The organism is Nonomuraea sp. NPDC050310, assembly GCF_040655795.1.
In the GTDB taxonomy this organism is placed as follows: domain Bacteria; phylum Actinomycetota; class Actinomycetes; order Streptosporangiales; family Streptosporangiaceae; genus Nonomuraea.
In genome coordinates, this window is record NZ_JBFAKP010000016.1 from 124,217 (window position 1) to 150,014 (window position 25,798).

Sequence of the window (25,798 nt, forward strand, 5' to 3'; positions counted from 1 at the left end):
CCCGGTCTTGAACATCCTTGCGCCCGCCGAAACTGTCGGAGGCGGGGCGTACCTTCTCCAGCGTGCGCACCTCTGTCCGCCTCGCCACCGGCGACGGGTTCACCGCCGACGCGGTGACCTGCCTCGACGACCACCGCGACTGGTCGGCGCAGCAGGCCGGTGACCATCACCTGATCGTCCTGGTCCGCCGGGGCCGCTTCCGCCGCAGGTCGCGAGGTCATACCGCCGACCTCGACCCCACGCTGGCCTATCTCGGGCTGCCCGGCGAGGAGGAGCACTTCGCGCACCCCTCCGGCGGTGATCTCTGCACCTCCCTCGCCCTCACCGGCCCCCTCTGGCACCGCCTCACCGGCGGCCGTCCGCTCCGCCCGACGCTCTACGTCGACGGCCGTCTCGACCTGGCCCATCGCCGGCTCCTGCGGGCCACTCGCTCGGGTGATGCCGGTTTCGCGGTGGCCGAGTCCCTGCTGGACCTCCTGCGTGCCGCTCTCGCCCAGTCGCCGCCGCCTGCGGCCTCGACCGCTCCCCTCGCCCCGTGCCCCGCGTCCGGGCGCCCTCCTGGGCACCACCGGCATCCCGGGGCGGTCGGCGGGAAGGCGAGCGGACCGGCGCGGACCGGCCCGGGCGGCGCGCGGCGCAAGGTGAAGGGCGACAGCGGCCCTGGCCTGGTCTCGTCGGCACGGGAGGCCATCGCCGCCGGGCACCCCGCCGCCGGGGGTCTGCTCACCCTGGCCGCCCTGCTGGAGGTCTCGCCGTTCCAGCTCAGCCGGGCCTTCACCCGCGAGATGGGCGTCTCCCTCACCCACTACCGCAACCGGGTGCGGGTGGCCGGGGCCCTCGACCGCCTCGAACAGGGCGAGAGCGACCTGGCCGGGCTGGCGGTGGAGCTGGGATTCGCCGACCAGGCCCACCTGACGCGCACGACCAGGCAGCACGTCGGCCACACCCCCGCCGCCCTGCGCCGCCTACTGGGGGCTGAGCGATGACGGAGCGAGGTTCCATGACGTCCGGTTTCGTGGCGGGTGAGCAGCAGTGGCGGGCTCGGCTGAGCACGCTTCGGCAGGTCGTCCGGCAGGAGCTGGTGGCCCGGCAACTGGCGGGTCACCTTGCCGGTGCGGGGCCGCAGCGGGTGCTGGATGTGGGCTGTGGTCAGGGCACCCAGCTCGTACGGCTGGCGCGGCTCGGGCATGAGGTGACCGGGCTGGACTCCTCGGCGACGTTGCTCGGTGATCTTCGGCGGGATCTGGCGGGTGAACCGGACGAGGTTCGAGCGCGGGTGCGGGTGGTTCAGGGGGACGCGCGCGATCTCGCCGGGGTGTTCGAGCCTGGGAGCTTCGAGGTCGTGCTGTGTCATGGGGTGCTGATGTACTTCGCCGATCCGGGACCGCTGCTGGACGGCCTGGCGCGGGTCGTGGCACCCGGGGGCATGGTTTCGCTGCTGGTGCGCAACGGGGACGCGCTGGCGATGCGGGCTGGGCTGCTCGGCGACTGGGACTCGGCGCTGCGGGCGTTCGACCACGTGTCGTACGGCAACCGGCTCGGGGTTGCGGCCCGGGCTGACCGGGTGGACGACCTGGTCGCCTCGCTGGCCGGCCGGGGGCTGTCGGTGCGCGCCTGGTACGGGGTGCGCCTGTTCACCGACGTCGCACCCGACGATGCCGGGCTGCCGGACAAGCGGGAGCTGGCGGCGCTGCTGGCCTGCGAGGAACGGGCCGCAACCACCGACCCGTACCGGCGGGTGGCGGCCCTGACCCACCTGATCGCCGAACGAACCCAACCCGCGATCCAACCGAGTGACCACCCGCAGACCCATCCCGCGCTCCGGCCGACCGGCCCCCCGCGAGCCTAACCCGCAGCCCGGCCTCGCGGCCGCCCGCGGACCACCCGCACTCCGGTTGAGCGGTTGCCTGCGATCCCAAACCCGCGGTCCAGCCGACCGACCCACTGCGGACCTAAACCGACCTCGAGCTGAGTGGTTGCCTGCGGACCGCTCCGGTCAACCGGCCCCACAGATCTGGCCCGCCCTCCGGTTGAGCCACTGGCTCTGGGAGGGGTGGTGGATTTGGGGGTGGTGATCACCGTACGCTCTGCTTCGTGGATTTGTTCGGAGATGACCCTCGTCCGGCGCGCGGTGCGGTGCGCGAGATCTACAGCATCGACCGGGCCGCCACGCTGGCGTACTCCCCCGACCTGGACGGTCTGGCCGATCCGGGGGAGATCGTCTGGGCGTGGGTGCCGTACGAAGAGAACCCCGCCCGCGGCAAGGACCGGCCGCTCCTGGTGGTGGGCCGGACCGGGCGACGGCTGCTGGCGATGATGCTGTCCAGCAGGGGCGACGACGGGCCGGAGTGGCTGGAGCTCGGCTCCTGGGACGGCGACGGGCGTGTGTCCTACCTGCGGCTGGACCGGGTCTTCGTGCTGGACGAGGACGACATCCGGCGGGAGGGCGCGGTGTTGCACCGCGAACGTTTCCAGCGCGTCGCCGCGCGGCTGCGGAGCTCGCACGGGTGGGCAGCCGACGGCTGACCGGCCCAGAGCCCAGCCGGATCTCGCCCGACAGGACCGGATCGGGAGGGGGTGCTGGGCGTCGCGTGGTCTCCCTGGTCACAGGGGTTTGTGACAACCCAGATCCGAAAGCCGGAAAATGCGCGATTGGATCACCCGCAGGGTGGGAATCCCTTCACGGTATCAAGCGTTAGACACCGTGGGAGACAGACCCCCACGATGGGGGCCCTGTAGGAGGCATTAAGACATGGGCGAGCGCGCGCTTCGTGGCACCCGGCTCGGGGCAACCAGCTACGAGAACGACCGTAACACGGATCTGGCACCGCGCCAGGACGTGTCCTACACCTGCTCCAAGGGCCATACTTTCGAGGTCCCGCTTGCCGCTGAGGCCGAGGTCCCCGCGACCTGGGAGTGCCGCATGTGCGGCGCCACCGCCTGGCGAGTGGACGGCGAGTTGCCGGAGGCCAAGAAGTCCAAGCCCCCGAGGACGCACTGGGACATGCTCCTGGAGCGGCGTTCGATCGAAGACCTGGAAGAGGTGCTCAACGAGCGGCTGGCCGTCCTTCGGGCCCAGCGGCGGAAGAGCGCCTGACGACCTCACGGTGTGACGTGGAGCCCCCGGCCCCTTATGGGTGACCGGGGGTTTTGCATGCCTGGCCACCGTAGTGGCGAGCGGGCGTCCGGAGGGGGTGCTCGTCTCTTGGGGAAAAGGGGGGCGGCCGGGCCGTACGGGGTGCTCGTCTTTCGGGGGTGGGCCGGCCGCACGGGGTGCTCGTCTCCCGGAGAGAGCCGGGCCGTACGGGGTGCTCGTCTCCCGGAGAGAGGGCCGGGCATCCCGGGCGTCCGAGGGTGCCGGAGGATCGGCTAGCGGTCGTCCTCGTCGACGACCTCGCCGTGGACGACCTTGGAGCCCGGCTGGGGCTGGGGGCGGGCGTCGGGGTCGAGGCGGAAGCCGAGGTTGGCGTACGGCGAGGCCGCCGTCATGGCCTTGACCCGCCGCGCGAAGAACCACCCCGCCACCCGCCGCATCATCGGCCGGGTGAACGGCAGGATGCACAGGAACCCGAGCACGTCCGTCAGGAACCCCGGCGTGAGCAGCAGCGCGCCGCCCACCAGGATGAGCCCGCCGTCGGCCAGTTCGCGGTCGGGCATGCGGCCGGAGCCGAGCGCGCCCTGGAGGTTGCGCCAGGCCTTGCGGCCCTCGCGCCGGACCAGCCAGGCGCCCAGCAGGCTGTCGGCGATCAGCAGGGCCACCGTGGGCCAGCCGCCGATCACCGAGCCGACCTGGATGAGCAGCCAGATCTCCAGGACCGGGACCACCAGGAAGGCCAGGAAGAGCAGAAGCCTCATCGTCGTCCTCATTCGCGCGTCAGCCGTACAGAAGGGTCAACGTCCGGGGAGGCGGTCACGTTCCGGCCTCCACCGTGAGCGAACCGCGGAGGTCAGTGGCGGTGGCGGCGGAAGCGGCGCGGCAGGCCGGTGAGCCCCCAGACGGTGACCCGCCACAGCGCCTCGTTGATGACCTTGCCGCTCATCTTGCTGGTGCCGACGGTGCGTTCGACGAAGGTGATGGGCACCTCGACGATGCGCAGGCCGTTGCGGTCGGTGCGGAGGGTGAGGTCGACCTGGAAGCAGTAGCCCTGGGAGTCGACGTCGGACAGGCCGATCTTCTCCAGGGTGGAGGCGCGGTAGGCGCGGAATCCGGCGGTGGCGTCGCGGACCGGCAGGCCGAGCATGAGCCGGGTGTAGACGTTGGCGCCGCGGGAGAGGAACTCGCGGCGGGCGGGCCAGTTGACCACCTTGCCGCCGGGCACCCAGCGCGAGCCGATGGCCAGGTCGGCGCCCTCGCTGAGCGCGCGCAGCAGCTTGGGCAGCTCCTCGGGCTGGTGGGAGCCGTCGGCGTCGATCTCGACCAGCACGTCGAAGCCTTCGGCCAGGCCCCAGCGGAAGCCGGCGATGTAGGCGGCGCCCAGTCCTTCCTTGGCGGTGCGGTGCAGGACGTGGAGCTGCTCGTCCTCGGCGGCGAGCTCGTCGGCGATGCGGCCGGTGCCGTCGGGGCTGTTGTCGTCGGCGATCAGGACGTGCGCCTCGGGAAGGGCCGCGCGCAGCCGGGCGACGATGCGGGGCAGGTTGTCACGCTCGTTGTAGGTCGGGACGACCACGAGGACCTTCCCGATCGAGCCGTCGGCCGGGGCTCTGCCCGTGACGTCCGGGTCGTCAACCGAGTTCATCCAGTGCCCTTCCGACTCTGCCGTTTGTGGCAAGGGTAGACCAGTTCGGGCCATAGGCATGCTCTTGACCGGCCGGCCCGTGTCACCCCGTGTCGCCTGCCCGTCCGGGGCGCGGCTAGGCCACCGGTTCGCGGCGGCGGCGCCAGCCCAGGGCGACGGCGGCGGCTCCGGCCAGCACGAGCGCCCACTCGGGCGCCGGGCCGAGCCGGGTGGCCAGGGTGCCGGCGGTTCGGACCGGGACGGTGACCACGGTCATGTCCCGCACCCGCTCGGCGGTGCTCCAGGCGACCTTGCCGTCGGGGGTGACGTAGGCGGAGATGCCGGTGGTGGCGGCGGTGACGACGGCCCGGTTGTGCTCGACGGCGCGCAGCTTCGACATGGCGAGCTGCTGCGGCGGCAGGTTGGACAGCGCGTAGCTGGCGTTGTTGGTCTGCACGACCAGGGGCGTCGCGCCGGTGCGGACGGTCTCGCGGACGATGCCGTCGAAGGCCACCTCGTAGCAGTTGACCGCGCCGACGGTGACCGGCCCCATCTTCAGGTCGCCGGGCCGGTCCCCCGCGACCGACTGGCGGCCGACCAGGGCGGCCCGCTCGAACAGGGCCAGGAAGATCTCCTTCATCGGCGTGTACTCGCCGAAGGGCACGAGCTGCTGCTTGTCGTAGTAGGCGCCGGGGCCGGTGACCGGGTCCCAGACCAGGCTGCGGGTGGCGCGCTCGTCGGTGCCGAGGCCGACCACCGCGCCGACCAGGGTGGGGACGCCGACGTCCTTGACCGAGTCATCGATGATCTTCCTGGCGGTGGGGTCGGCGTACGGGTCGATGTCGGTGGAGTTCTCCGGCAGCACGACCAGGTCCGGCTTGGGCAGCTTCCCCGCGCGCACGGCGGCGGCCAGGGCGTGGGTGGTGTCGGCGTGGTTGCGCAGCACGACGGCGGGCTCGTCGCCGAAGATCGCCATGCCCTCGCCGGGCACGTTGCCCTGGACGAGGCCGATGTTGACGGTGCGTCCCTCGTCGCCGAAGCGCGGTACGGCGAGGCCGAGCAACGGGAGGAGCAGCGCGCCGCCGGCCAGGAGCGCGACCGGCCGCCGTCCCGGAAGCCCCGGTGCCGTCCGGGGGGCCGCCAGCCGCAGGACCGCCGCGGCCAGGAGCGCGCCGCACAGGGCGACGACGAAGGAGACGAACGGCACCCCGCCGAGCGCGGCATACCGGGTGAACAGCGACTCGCCCTGGCTGAAAGCCACCCGAGCCCACGGGAAGCCGCCGATCGGGAAGAGTCCCCTGGCCCACTCCATCCCCACCCACAGTGCCGCGAACCACAACGGCCACAGACGCAAGCGGAAGAGCAGGGCGGCCCCGGCAGCCAGGGCGGCGTAGAAGGCGCTCTCCAGGGCAACCAGGGCCAGCCAGGCGTCATAGCCGATGGGCCGGACCCAGGCGAGTGCGGGGAGCAAAAAGACCAGGGCCGCGAGGTAGCCCAGCCAGGCCGCCCGGCGGGGCCGCGTGCCGTACAGGCTGCCGGCGATCAGCGCGAGGCCGAGCGGGGCGGCCCACCACCAGTCGAGCGGCGGGAAGGCGAGGAAGAGCGCGAGGCCGCCCAGGGCGGCGGCGGCCACTCTGGCGAGGAGGGGCGCCCCGGCGCGCGGGGTGTCGGTGCGTGCCGCGCCGGCGGTCTCGGAAAGGTCCTGCGCCACGGCCGTGCTTCTCCTCGCGATAGGACGTGCTGGGACAAACGCTACCGCCCTCGCGAGGCAGGCCGGACAGGGCCGGGCGGTCCCACCGTCGTGGGACCGCCCGGCGCTCTCGCGGTGAGTCCGGGAGCACGGGAACGGGAAGAGGGCCCGGCAACCCTTCGGACCGGATCCGTCCCGTCGGCGGCGAGCGCGGAGTTCCGTTGTCTACTGGGCTGCCGGGCCCGTCCCGGGTCCAACCCCCCGTCCGGTTGGGGTGCCCCGACTCGACGGACCGACGGCCCTGCACCTGGCTGTGTGGACGAAACCATCGGCTTCGTCACGGACGCAGGATCTGTCGATGTCAGAGACGGCCAACCGGCCAAGTCCCGTGCTGGACTGGGCAGCAAACTACCGACTCTGGCGATGATGTCAACCGTGTCCCGATCAGCGGCAACATCAAGTTTTCGCAGCTAGGACATGCTTGGCGCACTGCTCAATGACCCGTTGTCGGGACATTTCCCAGGCGGGACAGGCTGGACGGAAGGGGCAAGTCGTGCACGACGCCGAGCCGTTGCGTGGCCCGGGTCAAAGCTACGTAAAGATCGCTCAAGCCTCGCGGTGACTCCGCCACGATGCCCGCCGGCTCCACGACGATCACCGAGTCGAACTCCAGTCCCTTGGTGTCGCCGACGCCCATGACCGCCACCGGGGCGTCGAGCGCCTCGGCGCCGGCCCGCTCGCCGGGCCGTACCACGACCGCGTCGCCGAGGCTGAGCGTCGCCAGCATCGACTCCGGGGCGATCACCACCGTCTTGCCCCCGGCCTCGGCCGAGGCCTTGACCAGGGCGGGCAGTTCGGCCAGCGGCGCGGACCACGGCTGGAAGCCGCTCTCGCGCACCGACAGCGGCGGGCGCAGCTCCGGCCCGATGGCGGCCAGCACGTCGGCGGCGACCGCCATGAGCTCGACGGGCGTGCGGTAGTTGACCGTCAGCTCCTCCTGCCGCCAGCGGCCGGCGACGTAGGGGTCGAGCACCTCGCCCCAGGAGCGGGCGCCGGCCGCCGAGCCGGTCTGGGCGATGTCGCCGACGATGGTCATCGACCGGGTCGGCACCCGCCGCATCACCGCGCGCCAGGCCATCGGCGACAGCTCCTGCGCCTCGTCCACGATGACGTGGCCGAAGGCCCAGGTGCGGTCGGCGGCGGCCCGCTCGGCGGTGGTGAGGTAGGGGCCCTCGCCGCGCTGGCGCTCGGCCAGGCGCTCGGCCTCCATGACGTCCGACAGGCCGGTCAGCTCCAGCACCTCGCGCGCGTAGGCGAGCTCGGACTCGCGCTCGCGCTCCTCGGCCAGCCGGGCGGCCAGCAGTTCCTCCTCGGCGTGCGCGGCCGAGGCGCGCAGGACCTGCTCGTCGATCTCGCCGAGCAGCTCGGCCGCCTCGTCGAGCAGGGGGACGTCGGCCTCGGTCCAGTCGCCGCCGGTGCGGGCCAGCAGCTCCGCCTCCTGCGGGGTCAGCCCGGCCGCGGCCAGGCGGTCGGGCGAGCCGTACAGGGAGATGAGCAGCCGCTGCGGCGTGAGGTAGGGCCACCAGCGGTTGAGCGCGCTGCGGACGACCGGTTCTGTGCGCAGGTCCTCGCGCAGGTCGGCGAGCTCGTCGTCGTCGAGCAGCCCCTTGCCGAGCTTCTTGCCCGCCTGGCGGGCCAGCGCGTTGAGCAGGGAGCGGACGAAGACCGCGCGGGCGGCGTTGTGCGGGCGGCGCGACTTGATCGCCTTGCTGCGGGCGGCGTCGAGCATGCGGCCGTCGATGGTCAGCGTGTAGCGGCCCAGCGGCAGCTCGACCGTGCTGCGCGGCACCCGCTGCCGCTCGCGTACGGCCCGCGTGAGCACCTCGGTCATCCGCAGGCTGCCCTTGAGCGCGGCGGTCTCTGGCCGCTCGCGGGCCAGGCCGGTGACGCCCGGGTAGAGCTCGCCGACGGTGGACAGCAGCACGTCGGTCTCGCCCAGCGAGGGCAGGACCTGCTCGATGTAGCGCAGGAAGGTCGGGTTGGGCCCGAGGATGAGCACGCCGCGCCGCTCCAGCCGCTCGCGGTGCGAGTACAGCAGGTAGGCGGCGCGGTGCAGCGCGACGACGGTCTTGCCGGTGCCGGGGCCGCCCTGGACCACCAGGACGCCGTTGAGGTCGGAGCGGATGACGCGGTCCTGCTCGCCCTGGATGGTCGCGACGATGTCGCGCATGCGGCCGGTGCGCTGCTCGCCGAGCGCGGCCAGCAGCGCGGCCTCGCCGTTCAGCGTGGCGCGGTCGGCGTCGGCCAGGTTGTCGAGGTCGAGCAGGTCGTCGTCGACGCCGGTGACGGTACGGCCGCGGGTCTGGATGTGCCGCCGTACGGTGACGCCCATCGGCGCGGCGGGCGTGGCGCGGTAGAACGGCTGCGCCACGGGGGCCCGCCAGTCGATGAGCAGCCGTTCCTGCTCGTCGTCGGTCAGGCCGATCTTGCCGATGTAGAAGCGGTCGCCGTCGGCCTGGTCGAGCCGGCCGAAGGCCAGGCCGCGCTCGACCGCCCACAGGCGCGCCAGCCGGGCGGCGTACATGCCGGCGAAGCTGTCACGCTCGGAGCGGTTCTGTTGCGTGCCGACCGCGCCCGTGGCCAGGACGTCCTTGAGTTGCCGCTGGGTTCGCTCGCGCAGTACGTCGAGGCGCTCGTACAGGCGCGTGACGTAGTTTTGCTCCCTGGCGAGCTCGGAATGAGTCGAAATAGGGCACTCCCGCTGTGAAGACGACTATCAAGTATGCCGCAGCGAGGGTCACGGCTTGGTTGCGCCGCTTGACCCGGACGGTCCGAGTTCCCTATGGTCAGAGCTAGTTAGGAAAGTTTCCTAACCCACAACGAGGAGCCGATGTGAAGCCTGGGACCCCGAGCCTGCTGCGCGCGATCAACGACCGCGCAGCCTTGGAGGCGCTCTTGGAGCGCGGTCCCCTGACACGCCCGGAAATCGGTACTTTGACCGGTTTGTCGAAGCCCACAGCCTCCCAGCTGCTCTCCCGCCTCCAGGAGGCGGGGCTGGTGGTGCTCGACGGCATCCGGGAAGGCCTGCCGGGCCGGACCGCCGAGGTCTACCGCATCAACCCGGAGGCCGCCTACGCCGCCGCGCTCGACGTCACCCCCGACCGGATCGAGGTGCGCGTGGCCGACCTGACCGGCACGGTCGTCGGCGAGCACACGCTGGAGACGCCGCGCCGGCCCACCGGGGGCCTGGTCGAGCGGCTCAAGAGCGCGCTGGCCGGGGCCAACCCGCCCCCGGGGCTGCGCCACGTCGTCATCGGCGTGCAGGCGGCGGTCGACCCCAGCACCGGCAAGCTGGGCTACGCCACCGCCAAGGACATGCCCGGCTGGCAGATCCCCGACCTGGTGCCCACCCTCGGCAAGGGCCTGGGCGTCCCGGTCGACGTGGAGAACAACGTCAACCTGGTCGCGCTCGCCGAACAGGCGCACGGCGCGGCCCGCGGCCACGGCGACTTCGTGCTGCTCTGGGCCGACGAGGGCCTGGGCTCTGCGGTCGTGCTCGGCGGCCGGCTGCACCGCGGCGCGACCGGCGGCGCGGGCGAGGTCGGCTACATGCCCACTCCGGGCGCGCCCACCGCCCGGGAGACCGGGCGCACCGGCGACCACGGCTACCAGGCGCTCACCGGTGGCCGGGCGATCCACAAACTGCTCAGGTCGTACGGCGTGCGCGGCGCCGACTTCCGCCAGGCGATCACCAACGCGGTCCGGCTCAGCCCCCGCTCGGACGACGCCAGGGCGGGACTGCGCGACGTGGCCGCTCGGCTGGCGGTCGGCCTGGCCGCCATCACCTCCGTCCTGGACCCGGCGCTGATCGTGCTGACCGGCGGAGTGCTGAGCGCGGGCGGCGAGACGCTGCGCGAGCTCATCGAACACGAACTGCACGCCCAGACCATCCCGCGGCCGCAGGTGCGGCTGTCGAGCGTCGAAGGCAACCCCGTCCTGGCCGGAGCCCTCGGCCTCGCCCTGGACGCCACCCGTGAAGAGGTCTTTCCCTAAACCGATCAGGAGGCACCCCCCGTGCGTTTGATCCCCCTCGCGGTCGCCGGGCTTCTGGCCCTGACCGCCTGCACCGCCACCCGGGAGGCGCCGCCCACCCTCGGCGCCCAGCCCAAGCCCAGCGCGGCCGGCACCGAGCCGGCCGCCGCCGCCCTGCCTCCGGCCTCGCTGGAACTGTGGCACGGCTTCTCCACCGACGCCGAGGTCAAGGCCTTCGAGGACGCCATCGCCGGCTTCAACAAGAAGTTCCCGCAGATCAAGGTCGTCGCCAAGAAGGGCATCCAGGACGACCAGATCACCTCGGCCATCCGCAGCGGCAAGGCGCCCGACGTGGCCGCCTCCTTCACCACCGACAACGTCGCCCAGTGGTGCAAGAGCGGAGCGTTCCAGGACCTCACCCCGGTCATCCAGCAGGACGGCATCGACCTGTCGGTGCTGCCGGCCGCCTCGCGCTCCTACACCGAGTTCGAGGGCAAGCGCTGCACCATGCCGCTGCTGGCCGACGCCTACGGCCTGTACTACAACAAGGCCCTGATGAAGGGCAGCGAGCCGCCCAAGACGCTGAGCGAGCTGACCGAGCTGACCAAGAAGCTCACCGTGCGCGACGCCGACGGCACCATCAAGGTCGCCGGCTTCATCCCGAGCTTCCAGTACTACGAGAACTCCCCCTCCCACCTCGGCCCGATGACCGGCGCGAAGTGGTACAACGAGGACGGCACCTCGGCCATCGGCTCCGACCCCGCCTGGAAGCAGCTCCTCACCTGGCAGAAGGAACTGGTCGACTGGTACGGCTACGCCAACCTGGAGAAGTTCCGTAAGAGCCTGGGCGACGAGTGGGGCGCCGAGCACCCGTTCTTCAAGGGCAAGGTCGCCATGATCGTCGACGGCGAGTGGCGCAACGCCATGATCGCCAACGACCCCAAGGCCAAGACCCTCGACTACGGCACCGCCCCGCTGCCGGTCGCCGACGACAAGCCCGACCTGTACGGCAGCGGCTTCACCGCCGGCACCGTCGTCGGCGTGCCGAAGGGCGCCAAGAACCCGCAGCACGCCTGGGAACTGGTCAAGTACCTCACCACCGACACCGACTCGCTGGTGACCCTGTCCAACGCGCTGCGCAACGTGCCCACCACGAAGGCCGCGGCCGAGTCGCCGAAGCTGGCCAACGACGCCAACTTCAAGACCTTCCTCGACATCTTCGCCCACCCGAAGACCTCGACGCTGCCCGCCAACGTCAACAGCGTCTTCAACCAGGACGCCTTCAGCACCTTCCTCACCTCGTGGGAGAAGGGCTCCGTCAAGGACCTGGACGCCGGGCTCAAGGACGTCGACAAGCGGATCAACGACAAGCTGAAGCTGTCCGGAGGCTGATCGTGGCTTCCTCCCTCGCCGCGCCGCCCGTCCGGCGGCGCGGCCAGGGCCTGCGTGCCCTGGTCTGGCTCTCGCCCCTGCTGGCCGGTCTGGCGATCTTCCTCGTCTACCCGCTGCTCGCGACGGTCTTCTACTCCTTCCACCGCTACGACCTCTACACCCTGGAGTTCGTCGGGCTCGCCAACTACGAGTACCTGCTCTCCGACGAGCGGGTCTGGCAGTCGGCCCGCAACACGCTCTGGCTGGTCGTCTTCATGGTGCCCGCCCAGCTCGCCTTCGCCCTGGCGCTGGCGCAGCTCGTCACCCGGATCAAGGCCGGGGCGGGCGTCTTCCGCACCATCTTCTACCTGCCCTCGCTGGTGCCCATGGTGGCCGGCACGGTCGCCTTCGTCTTCCTGCTCAACCCGGCCACCGGTCCGGTCAACAACCTGCTGTCGCTGCTCGGCGTCGCCGGTCCCGACTGGTTCGGCGACCCGGCCTGGTCCAAGCCGAGCCTCACGCTGCTCGGCATGTGGGGCGCGGGCAACACGATGGTGATCTTCCTGGCCGCCCTGCTCGACGTGCCCAAGCACCTGTACGAGGCGGCCTCCATCGACGGCGCCGGGGCCTGGCGGCAGTTCAGGAGCATCACGCTGCCGACCATCTCGCCGGTGCTGATGTTCACGGCCATCACCGGGGTCATCTACGCGCTCCAGTACTTCACCCAGGCGATGATCGCCTCCCGGGTGGCCTCCGGCGCGACCGACTCGGCCGGGTCCACCTTCACCCCCGGCTACCCCGAGGGCTCCCTGCTCACCCTGCCGCAGCATCTGTTCCACTCCGGCTTTCGCGACTACGAGCTCGGTTACGCCTGCGTGCTGGCGCTGGCGCTCTTCCTGACCGCGATGGTCTTCACCCTGTTCCTGCTGCGCCGCTTCCGCTTCGCCGAGGAGGCCTCATGAGCGTCGCCGCTCCGCCCCGCCCCGTCGCACCGCGCGCGGCCGCCCGGGCCGCCCGCGGTACGGCCCGCCGGCGCCGTGCCCTGCACTGGATCGCCGTCCACGCCATAGCCGTGGCCCTGGCGATCATGTTCCTCGCGCCCGTCGTCTTCGTCGGGCTGACCGCCCTGATGACCGACGAGCAGGCGCTGACCAGCCAGTTGTGGCCCCAGGACTGGCACTGGGGCAACTTCGTCACCGTCTTCGCCGACTCCCAGCTCATGACCTGGATGGTCAACAGCTTCCTGTACGCCGGTCTGGCGACCGTCTTCATGCTGCTGTCGTCCATCCCGGCCGCCTACGCCCTGGCCCGCTTCCGCTTCCGCGGCCGGCGGTTCATGCTGCTGCTGGTCATCGCCTGGATGATGCTGCCGCCGCAGGTGGTCGCGATCCCGGTCTTCACCATCTGGGTCAACCTCGGCCTCACCGGCTCGCTGTGGCCGCTGATCCTGCCCATGCTGCTCGGCGACTGCTTCTCCATCTTCCTGCTGCGCCAGTTCCTGGTCAGCATCCCGCGCGACTACTTCGACGCCGCGCAGGTGGACGGCTGCTCCGACTTCCGCACCCTGGTCAAGGTCGTGCTGCCGATGGCCCGTCCGGCGATCGCCGCGGTGGCGATGTTCTCCTTCTTCTACTGCTGGAACGACTACTACGGCCCGTTGCTCTACACCGACCCCGGTGACCAGAGCGGCTGGACGCTCTCCCTGGGGCTGGCGACCTTCAAGGCCTTCCACAGCGTGCAGTGGAACCTCACTATGGCCGCCACCCTCCTGGTCACCGCACCGGTGATCATCGTCTTCTTCCTGGCCCAGCGGGTCTTCATCGAGGGAGTCACGCTGACGGGAGTCAAGGGGTGAACACCGCAGGGCGGCTGCTGGCCGTCGACGGGGGCAACAGCAAGACCGACGTGGCGCTGGTGGCGATGGACGGCAGTGTCCTGGCCACCGTGCGGGGCGGCGGGTTCGATCCGGGCCAGACCGGCTTGGCGCCGGCCGTGGACCGGCTGGAGGAGGCGGTACGGCGGGCGGCCGGTCCCGGTGCGGCGCCGCCGTACGCCGGGCATGTGGCCGCCTACCTGGCCAACGCCGACTTCCCCGAGGAGGAGGCGGCGATCGCCGCGGAGCTGGCCGGGCGCGGCCTGGCCGGTTCCGTGACGGTCGGCAACGACACCTTCGCCCTGCTGCGCGCGGGTGCGGCCAACCCGTGGGGGGTGGCCGTGGTGTGCGGGGCGGGCATGAACGCGGTGGGGGTCTCCCCCACCGGCCAGGTGGCGCGCTTCCCGGCCCTGGGCGCGCTGAGCGGCGACTGGGGCGGCGGCCTGGACCTGGGCACGGACGTGCTGTGGCACGCGGTCAGGGCCGAGGACGGGCGCGGCCCGGACACGGTGCTGACCGAGCTGGTCAAGGAGCGGTTCGGCGTGGCCACCGTCCTGGAGGTGGTGCTGGAGCTGCACGCCGGGCGGATCGAGTGCGCGGGACTGCAGGTGCTCGCGCCGGGGTTGTTCGAGGTGGCCCAGGCCGGGGACGCGGTGGCACGCTCCATCGTGGGCCGGCAGGCGGCCGAGGTGGTGGCGATGGCGGAGGTCTGCCTGCGCCGGCTCGACCTGCTCGACACGCCGGCCGAGGTGGTGCTGGGCGGCGGCGTGCTGGCCGCGCGGCACCCGTTGCTGGAGGCGCGGCTGGAGGAGGAGTTCGCCCGGCGCGCGCCGCAGGCCAAGCCGGTGGTGGCCGACCTGCCGCCGCTGGCGGGGGCGGCGCTGCTGGGCCTGGAGCACCTGGGTGCGGGCGAGACCGCGAAGGCCCGGCTGCGCGCCCACTTCCAGGCGAGCCGTTAGGCCCTACTCGGCCGCGGGCGCCTCGCCGATGGTCGGCGGGCGGTGCTCGAACGGGGTGCTCAGCACCACGGTGGTGCGGGTGGAGACGTTGGCCGCCGCGCGGATGCGCTGGAGCAGGTCCTCCAGCGCGTGCGGCGAGCCCACCCGCACCTTCAGGATGTAGCTCTCGTCCCCGGCCACGCTGTGGCACGCCTCGATCTCGACGAGGTGGGCCAGCCGGTCGGGGGCGTCGTCGGGAGCGGCGGGGTCGATCGGCTTGATGGACACGAACGCGGTCAGCGGCAACCCGATCGCCTCGTGGTCGACCAGCGCGGTGTAGCCGCGCAGAACGCCGCGCTTCTCCAGCCGGCGCACCCGCTGGTGCACCGCCGAGACCGACAGGCCGGTCTCCTTGGCCAGGTCGGTGAAGCTCATCCGGCCGTCGGCGGCCAGGAGCGTGACGATGCGGCGGTCGATCTCCTCCATCGGACAAAGGTAGCGGTTCCGGCCGACCGCCTCATCATGCGTGGATGCCCGCCCGCCCGGCCGCGTGCTGGAGCAGGGCGATGAGCACCTCCTTGCCCGATTCCCGGCGCCGGGCGTCGCAGGTCACCATGGGGACGTCGATGTCCAGGTCGAGCGCCTGCCGTACCGCGTGCAGAGGCAGCTCGCCGGCGCCCTCGAAGCGGTTGAGCGCGACCACGAAGGGCGTGCGGTGCTGCTCGAAGTAGTCGATGGCCGGGAAGCTGTCGGCCAGGCGGCGGACGTCGGCCAGCACCACCGCGCCGACCGCGCCGGAGGCCAGCTCGTCCCAGACGAACCAGAAGCGGGCCTGGCCGGGGGTGCCGAACAGGTACAGAAGGTACTGGTCGCGGATGGTGATGCGGCCGTAGTCCATGGCCACCGTGGTCGTGGACTTGCCTTCCACGCCGGAGAAGCCGCTGATGCGTTCCTCCGTGCGTACCGGGCGGGTTTCCGAGACCGCCCCGACCATCGTGGTCTTGCCCGCGCCGAATCCGCCCGCGATCAAGATCTTGATCGCGACTGGCGGCCGCAAGCGGTCCATCGCTCACCACCCCGTGTCAGGAGAGTGTCAAGAATGTAGCAACGCTCCTGACGCCCCTCAAGACCCATTCGCCGCAATTTGAACTTTCTTCACTTGACTCGCATGGTCAGGAAACCTGGTCAGGCGGTTGTGCAGCCCACCCATGGCATGGCCCGGTTTCCATTCGTTGCGACAACCGCTTGCCACGATTGAATGTGCGGTTTTCGTGAGCATTGTGGCCATGTATTGACAAGGAACGCAAGCGCTTGCACTCTTGTGCCCACCCCCGGTCATGAAAGGACGTGTCCCGCGATGGACCACTCCCCCGTGCCTCGACGGCAGGTGATCAAGGGTGCGCTCGGGTTCGCCGCGCTGGGCGCGCTGGCCGCCTGCGGCTCCGGATCAGGCGGCGGACCAGGCGGCGGACCAGGCTCCGGACCTGGCGCCCAGACCTCCCGCGCCGCCGTACGGTTGCCCGACCACCTGCCCTACACCGGGCTCGAGCCCGACCTGCCCGGCACGCCGGAAGGGGCGCTCCCGGCCTTCTTCGCCTACCCGGCCGACCCGGTCCGCTTCACCACCGGCACGCCGGCCCGCGGCGGCACGATCCACGCGCTGTGCACCATGAACACCCCGCCCACCCCGCTGCCCGGCAACCGCTACTGGCAGGCGCTCAACACCGCGCTCGGCGCCGAGCTCAAGGTCACCGGCGCGCCGACGGCCGACTACGTCAACAAGTTCCAGACGCTGATGGCCGGCGGCGACCTGCCCGACACCATGGAGGTCCGGGCCAACACCCCGCAACTGCCCGGCCTGCTGGAGGCCAGGTTCCAGGAGCTGTCGGAGTTCGTGTCCGGCGACCGGATCAAGGACTATCCGGGCCTGGCCAACATCCCCACGGTGAGCTGGCAGTCCACCGTCTACAACGGCGGCATCTACGGCATCCCCATCCACCTGCCCGCGGTACGGCTGGCCGCCTCGGCCCGCGCCGACCTGATCGCCGCCAAGGGGCTCGACCTCGACGTCAAGACCGGCGCGGAGTTCCTGGAGCTGTGCCGCGCGCTGAGCGAGCCGGCCGCCAACAAGTGGGCCATCGACGAGCCGCTGTCCACCCTGGAGTACGTCGGCTCGATGCTCGGGATCGCCAACAACTGGCGGGTCGAGGGCGGCCGCTTCACCAAGAACTACGAGGACCCGCGGTTCGCGAAGGCCCTCGAACTCGTCGCCAGGATGTGGGCCGAGCAGGCCTTCCACCCCGACGCCTTCACCGCCACCGGCGCGCAGAAGGTCGCCTGGATGTCCTCGGGCGCCACCAAGATCCACATCGGCGCCTCGACCTGGTCGAACATCGCCGTCGCGGCCCGCGCGGCCGACCCGAAGGCCGAGATCAAGGCCATCGCCGCGCCGAAGTTCGACGGCGGCGGCCAGGCGGCCACCTACCTCGGTCCCGCCGTCTTCTCCATCACCGGACTGAAGAAGGCTCCCAAGGAACGCATCCAGGAGGTGCTGCGGGTGCTCGACTGGCTGGTCTCCCCCTTCGGCACCGCCGAGCACCGCCAGCGCGTCTACGGCGTCAAGGACTGGGACTTCACCCTCAAGGGCAGCGACCCCCTCCACACCGACGTCGGCAAGTCCGAGACCACCGTGCCGACGCTCTACATCGCCGCCTCGCCGGTGGTGCACTACACACCGGGCTTCCCCGACATCACCAGGAACGAGTACGAGGCCGAGAAGACCGCTCTCGCCACCCGGGAGGCCTGGCCGACCGGCGGCCTGTACTCCCCCACCGACCAGGCCCAGGGCGCAGCGCTCGACAAACGCATGAAGGACCTGCAGGCCGACATCATCCAGGGCCGCAAGCCCGTCTCCGCCTGGGCCGAGGGCGTGGCCGCGTGGAGGTCCGGCGGCGGGGACAGGATCCGCGCCGAGTACGCCGACTCGTTGCAGAAGACCGGGAGGAACTGACCCATGATGCGCCGCCTGCTCACCCTCACCGCCTTAGCGGCCGTCCTCGTCGCCGGCACCGCCACCAGCGCGGGCGCCGGGCGCCGGGCCGACCTGCTCCAGCCGCGCACCCAGGCCCACGGCATCTCCCGCGGCCAGGTCTTCGACAACCGCATGCCCGACAGCTCGGTCTACCAGGGCCGCGTGCCGTTCGTGTGGGGCGCCTACCCGCTGGACGCGCAGCCGCCGGACGTGGTGCCCAGCCGCTACCTGCCGGCCATCCGCGACAACGGCCCGGCCCGGCCGCTGTCGTGGTACCAGGCCAACCACCCGGACTGGATCATGTACCAGGCCGACCGGACCAGCCCGGTGATCCAGGGCGGCAGCTCGCCCATCGTCACCCTCGACGTGGCCAACCCCGCCGTGCGCGAGTTCTACTTCACCACCCTGGTGCTGCCGAACATCCAGGCCGGCTACCGCTGGATCGCCCTCGACAACGTCGTGCCGTGGAACTGGACCGCCGCGGCCGGCCACTACGACGCCTCCGGCGCCTGGGTGCAGCAGTACAGCGGCCTGGACGACCCCGCCTACGCCCAGGTCTTCCTCGACTGGCTGTGCTGGCTGCGCAACAAGCTGCACAAGTACGACGTGGGCCTGGCCGGCAACATCAGCCCGCTCGGCGTCAACGCCTTCCAGCGCGACAAGTCCGCCAAGGCCGTGCGCATCGTCGACCTGTGGCTGCACGAGGGCGGCTTCACCCGGGCCCGCGACAGCAACATCCTCGACGGCGAGTGGGCGCAGACCTTCGCCCTCTACCGCTCGGTCGTGCCCGCCAAGCCGGTCGTCAGCGTCGGCATGACCACCGGGGCGCTGGCCACCGCGAGCCAGAGCCAGATCGACTGGATCATCGCCAACTACCTGCTGGTCCGCGAGCCGGCCACGATGCTCGCGCTGGTCGGCCGGTTCGACTACGGCTACTTCGTCGACCGGCCCGAGCTGGACCTCGACCTCGGCGCCCCCACGGCCGCCCCGGCGCAGCACGCCGGCGGCCTGTGGTACCGCGACTACCAGCGCGGGCGCACCGTGGTGAACCCCTCCTCCACCGCCACCTCGACACTGCCGCTGCCCGCCGGCACCTGGACCGACAGCCACGGCGCCGCGCACACCGGCCAGGTCACCCTGGCGCCCAACTCCGGCCTGATCCTCACCCGTTCCTAGGAGGTCGCCCCGATGCGCCTGTCCGCACCCGGCGAGCTGAGCGGCGGCCTGGCCGAGCTCGCCGCCGAGCACCCCCGGCGGTTCGGCCACGGCCCCGAGGTCCGCCTCGAACCCGACCCCGCCGTCGCGGGCTTCTCGACCACCGCCGAGGAGTACGGCTGGCGCATCGGCTACGCCCGCCCGCGCGACGCCTACCGGGCGCTCGGCGCGCTCCTCGGCGAGGCCGCCGAGCGCGCCGAGTCCAGCCCGTTCACCAGCCTGGCGGTGATGCTCGACACCTCGCGCAACGCCGTCATGCGCCCCGAGGCCGTGGCCTCCTACCTGCGCAAGTGCGCGCTCATGGGCATCGACACGCTCTGGCTCTACATGGAGGACACCTACCAGGTGGCCGGGGAGCCCGTGCTCGGCTACGCCCGCGGCCCCTACACCCCCGAGGAGCTGCGGGCCATCGACGACACCGCGCACCGGCTCGGCATCGAGGTGATCCCGTGCGTGCAGACGCTCGGCCACTTCGAGCAGATCCTGCAGTGGCCGGCCTACTGGCCGCTGCGCGACACCGAACGGGTGCTCATGGCCGAGGCGGCCGAGGGCTACGCGCTGATCGGCCGCATGCTGGCCACGGTCGCCTCCTGCTTCCGCAGCCGGCGGGTGCACGTCGGCCTCGACGAGGCGCACGGCGTCGGCACCGGCGGCTACCGCCGGCGCTTCGGCGACCGGCCGCCCTTCGAAATCCTCTCGGCGCACCTGAAGAACGTGCTCGGCCTGTGCCGCGAGCACGGCCTGGCGCCGATGATCTGGAGCGACATGTACTTCCGGCTCGGCTCGGCCACCGGCGACTACTACGACCCGGCCACCGAGATCCCCTCCTGGGTGGCCGGGCAGATCCCGGCCGAGGCCGAGCTGGTCTACTGGGACTACGAGCACGGCGACGCCGCCTTCTACGCCGGCTGGATCGGCCGCCACCGCCGCGACCTGGGCAAGACGCCCGTCTTCGCGGCGAGCGGCTGGACCCACCACCGGCTGTGGGCCGCCCTGCCCCGCGCCCTGGCGACGCTGACCGCCGGGATGACCGCCGCACGCGCCGAGGGGCTCACCGAGGCGGCGATCACCATGTGGGGCAACGACGGGACCGAGTGCGACCTGTTCTCCGCGCTCCCGGCCGTCCAGGCCTTCACCGCGCTCGCCTACGGCGCCGAGCCGGAACGCGACCCGCTACGGCCCTCCGCGCGGCTGGCGGCCGACTTCCGCGGCTCCTGCGACGCCACCTTGGAGGCGTGGCTGGCCGCCGCCGAGCTCGACTACCTGCCGGGGGCGGGCGATCCGGCGCGCTGGCGGGGCAACCCGGCCAAGTGGCTGCTCTGGCACGACCCGGTGCTCAGCTTCCTGACCGCCGGCCTGCCCGGCTGGCTGGCCGGGCACTACGCGGAGCTGGCCGCCCGGCTGGAGGGGCCGCTGCCCGGCGACGTACGGCTGGCCTTCCCGCGGGCGCTGGCCGAGACCTTGGCCGCCAAGGTCGTGCTGCACCGGGAGCGCCGGGCCGTACCGGGCCTGGCGGAGCAGGTGCGGGAGCTCCGCGAACGGCACCGCGAGGTGTGGTGCGGCGACAACAAGCCGTTCGGCTGGGACGTCATCGACCGGCGCTACGGCGGGCTGCTGGCGCGGCTGGAACACCTGGAGCGGTTCGGGGCGGTGGAGTTCGAGGCACTCGACCCGTACCCGGACGGGGCGCTGGCCCAGTGCCTGCCGTACGCGCGCACCGCCTCGGCGAGCTTCCATGCGTGAGCGGCTGCGGCGGGACGGCTTCCTGCTCCTGCTGGCCGTCCCCGGCATGGCGGTGATCGTCGTCTTCCAGTACCTGCCGCTGCTGGGCAACGTGATCGCCTTCAAGGACTACCAGCCCTACCTCGGCATCGCCGGCTCCCCTTGGGTCGGCTGGGACAACTTCGGGGTCATCCTCACCCTCGACCCGCTGTTCCTGACCGCGCTGAGCAACACGCTGATCATCGCCTTCCTGCAGGTGGTCTTCGTCTTCCCGGTCCCGATCGCGCTGGCGCTGCTGCTCAACTCGCTGCTGTCGGAACGGCTCAAGCGCCTCGTGCAGTCGGTGCTCTACCTGCCGCACTTCATGTCCTGGGTGATCGTCGTCGCGCTGTTCCAGCACATGCTGGGCAACGGCGGCCTGCTCAACGCGTGGCTGCGCAGCAAGGGCATGGAGGGCTTCTCGATCATCGGCGACCCCGAGCTGTTCAAGGTGCTGATCACCAGCCAGGTCGTCTGGAAGGACACCGGCTGGGGCACCATCCTGTTCCTGGCCGCGCTCTCCCGGGTGGACGTCGAGCTCTACGAGGCGGCGGCGGTGGACGGGGCCTCGCGGCTGCGCCAGCTCTGGCACATCACGCTGCCCTCCATCCGCGGCGTGATCGTGCTGCTGCTCATCCTCAAGCTCGGCGACGCGCTCACCGTCGGCTTCGAGCAGATCCTGCTCCAGCAGCGCGCGGTCGGCGTGGACGCCTCGGAGGTGCTGGACACCTACGTCTACAACAACGGCGTGATCAACGGGGGCTGGGGGACGTCGGCCGCGGTCGGCCTGGTCAAGGGCGTGATCGGGGTCGCGCTGGTGCTCGGCGCCAACAAGCTGGCCCACCTGTTCGGCGAAAGGGGCGTCTACTCCCGATGAACACCTTCACCCCTTCCCCGCCCGTGCGGGCCGCCAAGGGCGTGCTCCTGCTGCTGTGCTGCGCGGTGGTGGTACTGCCGTTCGCCGCGGTGGTCGCCACCAGCCTGGCCGGGCAGGCGCAGATCAACGCCGCGGGCGGCTACGTGCTGTGGCCCTCGCCGGTCACCTTCGACGCCTACCGGGCGATCTTCGCCGGCGGGGTGGTCTCGCGGGCGCTGGTGATCTCGCTCCTCGTCACCGTCGTCGGCACGGTGCTCAGCCTGGGCTGCAGCACGCTGCTGGCCTACGCGCTGTCGCGGCCGGGCAGCCTCGGCTCGCGGCCGCTGCTGATGCTCGTGCTGTTCACGCTGCTGTTCTCGCCCGGCATCATCCCGCTCTACCTGGTGGTCCGGCAGCTCGGGCTGCTGGAGTCGCACTGGTCGCTGATCCTGCCGGTGCTGATCAACGGGTTCAACGTGATCGTCATCCGGTCGTTCTTCCTGGACCTGCCGCGCGACCTGCTCGACTCGGCGCGCATGGACGGCGCGGGCGAGCTGCGCGTGTTGTGGCAGATCGTGCTGCCGCTGTCGAAGGCGGTGCTGGCCGTGGTCGGGCTGTTCTACGCGGTCTCCTACTGGAACAGCTTCTTCGCCGCCCAGCTCTACCTCAACGACTCGGCCGACTGGCCGCTCCAGCTCGTGCTGCGCACCTACGTGGTGGACGGCTCGACCATGGGCGTGGACAACGCGGCGCTGACCGGCGAGCTGCCGCCGCCGCAGCAGGCCATGCAGATGGCCGTCCTGGTCGTCTCACTGGTGCCGATCTTGCTCGTCTATCCTTTCCTGCAGCGGCACTTCGCGAAGGGCGTCCTGGTCGGTGCGGTGAAGGGATGAACGTGCTCTGGTTGTTCTGCGGCGACAGCGTGACCCAGGGGGCGCTCCACACCTTCGGCTTCCGCGACTACACCCAGCTCTTCGCCGAGCGGGTCCGCTTCGAGCTGGAGCGGCCCGGCGACGTGGTGGTGAACACCGCGGTGAGCGGCGCGCGGTTCACCCAGCCGGACCTCGCGCGGTTCGAGCCGGACGTGGTCTCGCTGATGTTCGGCATGAACGACTGCCTGGACGGGACGCGCGGGCTCGACGGCTTCCACGCCGCCTACGCCGAGGCCGTGGCGCGCATCCAGCGTGCCGGGGCGCGGGCGGTGGTGCACACGCCCAACCGGGTCCTGCCCGGCGCGCTGCCGGAGCGGATCGAGCACCTCGGGGCCTACGCGGAGGTGGCGCGCAAGGTCGCCGCCGACACCGGCGCACTGCTGGTCGACCACCACGCCGAGTGGGGCGACCGGCCGATCGCGCACTGGATGGCCGACGACTGCCACCCCAACGAGTACGGTCACCGGGCCCTGGCCCGCGGCCTCCTGCGAGCCCTCGACCTGTGGGACCCGGCCAGCGGGACCGGGCGGTTGTTCATCCCCTGAGCTCGCCGGGCGCCAGGCGCGCGGCCAGGCCCGGGATCACCGCCTGCCAGCCGTACGCGGGCTCGCCGACCCCGGCCGCGACGGCGGCGCGCGGGTCGAGCGGCGCGGCGCCCTCCACCGCGCGCACCCGCGGCTCCAGGCGGGCGGCCAGCGTGACCAGCAGCGCCTCCTCCGGCCCCGCGCCGTACAGCACCAGGCCGGTACGGCAGGCGGCCAGCCGCTCGTCCCGCCAGGCGAACCCGACCGCCCGCAGGACGTCGAACACCCGCCCGGCGGCCAGGCTGTCGCCCAGCCACAGCAGGTCGGTGGCCAGCTTGAAGGTGGTGTCGAAGTACCCCGGCGCTCGCGCGTTGACCGGCGCGGGAGCCAGCGCCCCGGTGCCGCGCACGTCGATGGCGAGCACCAGCCGGCCGGGGCCGGGCTCGGGCGGCTCGCCGAGCGCGATGACCAGCTCGCGGGCGCCCTCCGGGTCGCCGTGCAGCACGCCGCAGTTCCACAGGTCGGCCTCGGAGCGCCAGAAGACGTGCCGGTCGAACCAGCGGGGGAAGAACTCCTCCGGCGGCGTGCGGTGCGCGTGCACCCGCTCGGCCAGCCACCCGGTCCAGTCCCGGCCCGCGTCGGGCAAGTGGGCGAGGTTCAGGTCGCGGGGGTGGCGGGTGTCCGGGCGGTCGGCGAAGATCCCCTTGGCGGTGCAGCGCAGGAGGTGCTCGGGCAGCGGTTCCGGCTCGCGCTCGTCGGTGACCCGGCCGCCGAGGTGCTCGGCGAGGAAGGCGGTCGCGGCGCGCGCCAGCTCGGGGAAGAAGCCGTGCCCGACCTCGGAGCGCACGAGCCGCAGCCGGTCGGCCGCGCCGAGCAGGCCGAAGGCGCGGCGCGCGCGGCGGACGCTGCGGACGGTGCCCTCGATCGGGAAGAAGTCGTAGTCGGCGGCGAGCACGAGCGTGGGCCTGGGCGCCATGGCCAGGAGGAAGTCCTCGTGGTCGACGCCGCCCAGGGTCGCGCCGGGCAGCACCTGTTCGGCGTCCTGGGCCTGGCCCGACCACAGGTAGGCCTCGCGGCCGGTGACGAACGTGCCGGGCGCGGCGGCGGCCAGGCGCGGCTCCAGCGCCATCAGCAGGGTGGTGATCGTGCCGCCGCCGCTGTTGCCGGTCATGCCGATGCGGGCCGGGTCGACGTCGGGGCGGGCCGAGAGGTAGTCGATGGCGCGGCGGGCGTCGTGCACGAAGTAGCGGGCCACCGAGTGGCCCAGCCACCAGCACTGCACGCCCGCGTCGGTGTGCTCGGAGACGCCCCCGTCGGTGCGGGCGGTCGCGGCGCGTTCGCCCTGGCCGAACGGGTCCGTCGCCAGCGCGATCAGGCCGGCTCTGGCCAGGCGGGCGCAGACGGCCTGGTAGGTGGGGTGGGCCTTGGCCTCGGGACCGTGCCCGCAGGCGAACAGCACCGCGCCCGCCGGCTCGCGCACCTCGGCGGGGCGCCACAGGTTGGCCGGCACCACCACTCCGGGGGCGGTGGTCAGGAGGAGTTTCTCGACGACGATGTCGCCGAGGTCGATCACCCCGCACTCCTCGGCCTCGACCGCCACCCCGCGCTCATCAGGCAGGTCGACGGATGGCGGGGCGCCGGTGACGTCGGGGAGGCCGCCTAAAGAGGCGAGGACCTGGGCGCGGATGGCCGCCTGGCGGGCCCGCACGTCCTCCGGCGTGGCGAGGGCGTCGTTGACGGCGTGCCAGCGGCGCAGCTCGGCCAGGGTCCGCCGGTAGACGTGCGCCTGCAGGTCGTGCGAGACGTCGAAGCGCCCGCCCAGGTGCGGCCCGAAGCTCACCGCCGCTCCGGCGCCGGCCCGGTGGAGCTGCGCACCACGAGGTAGGTCTCCAGCTCGGCCAGCGGCGTGCCGCCCCCCTCGTGGGTGCCGTCGATGACGTCCAGCAGCAGGTCCACCGCGGTCGCCCCCGCCTCGGCGCCGGGCACGTGGATGGAGGTGAGCGTCGGATAGGCCACCCCCGACAGCGGGCTGTCGTCGATGCCGATCACGCTGAGGTCGCGCCCGACGCTCTGCCCGCGCTCGGCCAGCCGCGCCATCACCCCGAGCGCGATCAGGTCGTCGTAGGCGATGACCGCGGTGACCGGGCTGCCGTGCAGCAGGTCGGCCGCCTGCACCCCGGCCTGCACCTGCGGCTCGAACGGCCCGAAGACGGTCAGCTCGGTCCCGAGTTGCGCGCACGCCTCCTCGATGGCCGCGGTGCGCTGCTGGTTGGACCACGAGCGCCGCGGCCCGGCCAGGTAGCCGATGTGCCGGTGGCCGAGGGCCACGAGGTGCTCGACCGCCTGCCGGATGCCGTCCGCGTTGTCGATGATCACCGTCGGCGCCTCGGGCACCTGCCGGTTGACGAACACGACCGGTCCGAGCCGGACGATCTCGGCGATCCGCGCCTCGCTGGACCGCGGCGAGACCATGATCAGCCCGTCGACCTGCTTGGCCAGCACGCGGGCCCGGTCGAGCTCGTCTGCGGCCCGCTCGTCGGTGTCGGCCAGCACGACCGCCAGGTCCTTGCGCGCCGCCCGCGCCTGCACGGCCTTGATGATCGGCGGGAAGAACGGGTTGGCGACGTCCGGCACGATCAGCCCGATGGTGCCGGTGCGGCCCATCGACAGCGAGCGCGCCACCCGGTTGGGCGTGTAGCCCAGCTCGCGGGCGACCCGCTGCACCTTGTCGCGGGTCTGCGCGCTGACCCGGCCCGGGTCCGACAGCGCCCTGGAGACCGTGGACGGCGACAGGCCGCACGCCTCGGCCACCTCGGCCAGCGTGACGGTCATGGCCACCTCCCCTTCGAGTTCGCAACCG

23 protein-coding genes are annotated in these 25,798 nt (G+C 72.2%); 15 read left to right on the forward strand and 8 right to left on the reverse strand.

The window, feature by feature from the left end; all coding sequences use genetic code 11:
* Positions 1 to 62: 62 nt before the first annotated feature.
* The 4 genes from AB0I67_RS30330 to AB0I67_RS30345 all read left to right on the forward strand — a co-directional run bounded on the left by AB0I67_RS30330 (position 63) and on the right by AB0I67_RS30345 (position 3,097).
* Positions 63 to 986, forward strand: a complete 924-nt coding sequence (locus tag AB0I67_RS30330) for an AraC family transcriptional regulator (RefSeq protein ID WP_357930237.1) — start codon at positions 63 to 65, stop codon at positions 984 to 986.
* Between the two features lie 14 nt (positions 987 to 1,000).
* Positions 1,001 to 1,849 carry a methyltransferase domain-containing protein gene (locus AB0I67_RS30335; protein WP_357930239.1) on the forward strand — a complete coding sequence of 283 codons (849 nt, stop codon included), beginning with the start codon at positions 1,001 to 1,003 and terminating at the stop codon, positions 1,847 to 1,849.
* A gap of 245 nt (positions 1,850 to 2,094) precedes the next feature.
* A complete protein-coding gene (locus tag AB0I67_RS30340) occupies positions 2,095 to 2,526 on the forward strand; it encodes a type II toxin-antitoxin system PemK/MazF family toxin (protein ID WP_357930242.1) in 432 nt (143 codons plus the stop codon).
* Between the two features lie 226 nt (positions 2,527 to 2,752).
* Complete coding sequence (locus tag AB0I67_RS30345; protein ID WP_357930245.1) at positions 2,753 to 3,097, forward strand: RNA polymerase-binding protein RbpA; 345 nt, start codon at positions 2,753 to 2,755, stop codon at positions 3,095 to 3,097.
* Between the two features lie 272 nt (positions 3,098 to 3,369).
* On the opposite strand, the gene AB0I67_RS30350 is transcribed toward AB0I67_RS30345, so the two are convergent.
* The 4 genes from AB0I67_RS30350 to AB0I67_RS30365 form a co-directional block, all read right to left on the reverse strand.
* Positions 3,370 to 3,855, reverse strand: coding sequence for an FxsA family protein (locus AB0I67_RS30350; protein ID WP_357930247.1), 486 nt, complete (start codon positions 3,853 to 3,855; stop codon positions 3,370 to 3,372).
* 92 nt (positions 3,856 to 3,947) lie between these two features.
* Positions 3,948 to 4,736, reverse strand: a complete 789-nt coding sequence (locus AB0I67_RS30355) for a polyprenol monophosphomannose synthase (protein ID WP_357930250.1) — start codon at positions 4,734 to 4,736, stop codon at positions 3,948 to 3,950.
* A 115-nt stretch (positions 4,737 to 4,851) separates the two neighbouring features.
* A complete protein-coding gene (gene lnt / locus AB0I67_RS30360) occupies positions 4,852 to 6,426 on the reverse strand; it encodes an apolipoprotein N-acyltransferase (protein ID WP_357930252.1) in 1,575 nt (524 codons plus the stop codon).
* Between the two features lie 472 nt (positions 6,427 to 6,898).
* A complete protein-coding gene (locus tag AB0I67_RS30365) occupies positions 6,899 to 8,989 on the reverse strand; it encodes a DNA/RNA helicase domain-containing protein (RefSeq protein WP_357930255.1) in 2,091 nt (696 codons plus the stop codon).
* 308 nt (positions 8,990 to 9,297) lie between these two features.
* Here AB0I67_RS30365 and AB0I67_RS30370 point away from each other — a divergent pair, with 308 nt between their 5' ends.
* From AB0I67_RS30370 to AB0I67_RS30390, 5 genes are read left to right on the forward strand one after another with little or no spacing between them, the layout of a single operon-like run.
* Complete coding sequence (locus AB0I67_RS30370) at positions 9,298 to 10,458, forward strand: ROK family transcriptional regulator (protein ID WP_357930258.1); 1,161 nt, start codon at positions 9,298 to 9,300, stop codon at positions 10,456 to 10,458.
* 21 nt (positions 10,459 to 10,479) lie between these two features.
* Positions 10,480 to 11,829, forward strand: coding sequence for an ABC transporter substrate-binding protein (locus tag AB0I67_RS30375; protein WP_357930261.1), 1,350 nt, complete (start codon positions 10,480 to 10,482; stop codon positions 11,827 to 11,829).
* A 2-nt stretch (positions 11,830 to 11,831) separates the two neighbouring features.
* Positions 11,832 to 12,770, forward strand: coding sequence for a sugar ABC transporter permease (locus AB0I67_RS30380; protein WP_357930264.1), 939 nt, complete (start codon positions 11,832 to 11,834; stop codon positions 12,768 to 12,770).
* Positions 12,767 to 13,663, forward strand: a complete 897-nt coding sequence (locus AB0I67_RS30385; protein ID WP_357930266.1) for a carbohydrate ABC transporter permease — start codon at positions 12,767 to 12,769, stop codon at positions 13,661 to 13,663. The genes AB0I67_RS30380 and AB0I67_RS30385 overlap by 4 nt, the downstream gene beginning before the upstream one ends.
* Positions 13,660 to 14,640 (forward strand): BadF/BadG/BcrA/BcrD ATPase family protein, encoded by a 981-nt coding sequence (locus AB0I67_RS30390; RefSeq protein WP_357930268.1) that lies wholly within the window; start codon positions 13,660 to 13,662, stop codon positions 14,638 to 14,640. Before AB0I67_RS30385 ends, AB0I67_RS30390 begins: the two co-directional genes overlap by 4 nt.
* A gap of 3 nt (positions 14,641 to 14,643) precedes the next feature.
* Here the strand turns inward: AB0I67_RS30390 and AB0I67_RS30395 are convergent, their stop codons facing one another.
* Both AB0I67_RS30395 and AB0I67_RS30400 read right to left on the reverse strand, forming a co-directional pair.
* Positions 14,644 to 15,105, reverse strand: coding sequence for an AsnC family transcriptional regulator (locus AB0I67_RS30395; protein ID WP_357930271.1), 462 nt, complete (start codon positions 15,103 to 15,105; stop codon positions 14,644 to 14,646).
* 34 nt (positions 15,106 to 15,139) lie between these two features.
* The gene (locus AB0I67_RS30400) at positions 15,140 to 15,685 is read right to left on the reverse strand and encodes an ATP/GTP-binding protein (RefSeq protein WP_357930273.1); all 546 of its coding nucleotides are present in this window, start codon (positions 15,683 to 15,685) and stop codon (positions 15,140 to 15,142) included.
* A gap of 291 nt (positions 15,686 to 15,976) precedes the next feature.
* Here AB0I67_RS30400 and AB0I67_RS30405 point away from each other — a divergent pair, with 291 nt between their 5' ends.
* The 6 genes from AB0I67_RS30405 to AB0I67_RS30430 are packed head-to-tail and all read left to right on the forward strand — an operon-like array spanning position 15,977 to position 22,959.
* On the forward strand, positions 15,977 to 17,629 hold the full coding sequence (locus AB0I67_RS30405) for an extracellular solute-binding protein (RefSeq protein ID WP_357930275.1): 1,653 nt from the start codon (positions 15,977 to 15,979) through the stop codon (positions 17,627 to 17,629).
* 3 nt (positions 17,630 to 17,632) lie between these two features.
* Entirely contained in the window at positions 17,633 to 18,826 is a 1,194-nt protein-coding gene (locus AB0I67_RS30410) for a putative glycoside hydrolase (RefSeq protein WP_357930278.1), read from the forward strand.
* 12 nt (positions 18,827 to 18,838) lie between these two features.
* A complete protein-coding gene (locus AB0I67_RS30415) occupies positions 18,839 to 20,608 on the forward strand; it encodes a hypothetical protein (protein WP_357930281.1) in 1,770 nt (589 codons plus the stop codon).
* Complete coding sequence (locus AB0I67_RS30420; protein WP_357930284.1) at positions 20,601 to 21,503, forward strand: ABC transporter permease subunit; 903 nt, start codon at positions 20,601 to 20,603, stop codon at positions 21,501 to 21,503. Before AB0I67_RS30415 ends, AB0I67_RS30420 begins: the two co-directional genes overlap by 8 nt.
* Positions 21,500 to 22,375 carry a carbohydrate ABC transporter permease gene (locus AB0I67_RS30425; protein WP_357930286.1) on the forward strand — a complete coding sequence of 292 codons (876 nt, stop codon included), beginning with the start codon at positions 21,500 to 21,502 and terminating at the stop codon, positions 22,373 to 22,375. Before AB0I67_RS30420 ends, AB0I67_RS30425 begins: the two co-directional genes overlap by 4 nt.
* The gene (locus AB0I67_RS30430; protein ID WP_357930288.1) at positions 22,372 to 22,959 is read left to right on the forward strand and encodes an SGNH/GDSL hydrolase family protein; all 588 of its coding nucleotides are present in this window, start codon (positions 22,372 to 22,374) and stop codon (positions 22,957 to 22,959) included. The genes AB0I67_RS30425 and AB0I67_RS30430 overlap by 4 nt, the downstream gene beginning before the upstream one ends.
* On the opposite strand, the gene AB0I67_RS30435 is transcribed toward AB0I67_RS30430, so the two are convergent.
* A complete protein-coding gene (locus AB0I67_RS30435; RefSeq protein WP_357930289.1) occupies positions 22,949 to 24,778 on the reverse strand; it encodes a CocE/NonD family hydrolase in 1,830 nt (609 codons plus the stop codon). The genes AB0I67_RS30430 and AB0I67_RS30435 overlap by 11 nt on opposite strands.
* Positions 24,775 to 25,770 (reverse strand): LacI family DNA-binding transcriptional regulator, encoded by a 996-nt coding sequence (locus tag AB0I67_RS30440; protein ID WP_357930291.1) that lies wholly within the window; start codon positions 25,768 to 25,770, stop codon positions 24,775 to 24,777. Before AB0I67_RS30440 ends, AB0I67_RS30435 begins: the two co-directional genes overlap by 4 nt.
* Positions 25,771 to 25,798: the final 28 nt, after the last annotated feature.

Coding starts and splice junctions, on each gene's coding strand:
- AB0I67_RS30355 (WP_357930250.1), bottom strand. CDS start 4,736: ATGAACTCGGTTGACGACCCGGACGTCACGGGCAGAGCCCCGGCCGAC.
- AB0I67_RS30430 (WP_357930288.1), top strand. CDS start 22,372: ATGAACGTGCTCTGGTTGTTCTGCGGCGACAGCGTGACCCAGGGGGCG.
- AB0I67_RS30410 (WP_357930278.1), top strand. CDS start 17,633: ATGATGCGCCGCCTGCTCACCCTCACCGCCTTAGCGGCCGTCCTCGTC.
- AB0I67_RS30350 (WP_357930247.1), bottom strand. CDS start 3,855: ATGAGGCTTCTGCTCTTCCTGGCCTTCCTGGTGGTCCCGGTCCTGGAG.
- AB0I67_RS30440 (WP_357930291.1), bottom strand. CDS start 25,770: ATGACCGTCACGCTGGCCGAGGTGGCCGAGGCGTGCGGCCTGTCGCCG.
- AB0I67_RS30365 (WP_357930255.1), bottom strand. CDS start 8,989: ATGTACGCCGCCCGGCTGGCGCGCCTGTGGGCGGTCGAGCGCGGCCTG.
- AB0I67_RS30420 (WP_357930284.1), top strand. CDS start 20,601: ATGCGTGAGCGGCTGCGGCGGGACGGCTTCCTGCTCCTGCTGGCCGTC.
- AB0I67_RS30345 (WP_357930245.1), top strand. CDS start 2,753: ATGGGCGAGCGCGCGCTTCGTGGCACCCGGCTCGGGGCAACCAGCTAC.
- AB0I67_RS30405 (WP_357930275.1), top strand. CDS start 15,977: ATGGACCACTCCCCCGTGCCTCGACGGCAGGTGATCAAGGGTGCGCTC.
- AB0I67_RS30385 (WP_357930266.1), top strand. CDS start 12,767: ATGAGCGTCGCCGCTCCGCCCCGCCCCGTCGCACCGCGCGCGGCCGCC.
- AB0I67_RS30415 (WP_357930281.1), top strand. CDS start 18,839: ATGCGCCTGTCCGCACCCGGCGAGCTGAGCGGCGGCCTGGCCGAGCTC.
- AB0I67_RS30335 (WP_357930239.1), top strand. CDS start 1,001: ATGACGTCCGGTTTCGTGGCGGGTGAGCAGCAGTGGCGGGCTCGGCTG.
- AB0I67_RS30400 (WP_357930273.1), bottom strand. CDS start 15,685: ATGGACCGCTTGCGGCCGCCAGTCGCGATCAAGATCTTGATCGCGGGC.
- AB0I67_RS30395 (WP_357930271.1), bottom strand. CDS start 15,105: ATGGAGGAGATCGACCGCCGCATCGTCACGCTCCTGGCCGCCGACGGC.
- AB0I67_RS30425 (WP_357930286.1), top strand. CDS start 21,500: ATGAACACCTTCACCCCTTCCCCGCCCGTGCGGGCCGCCAAGGGCGTG.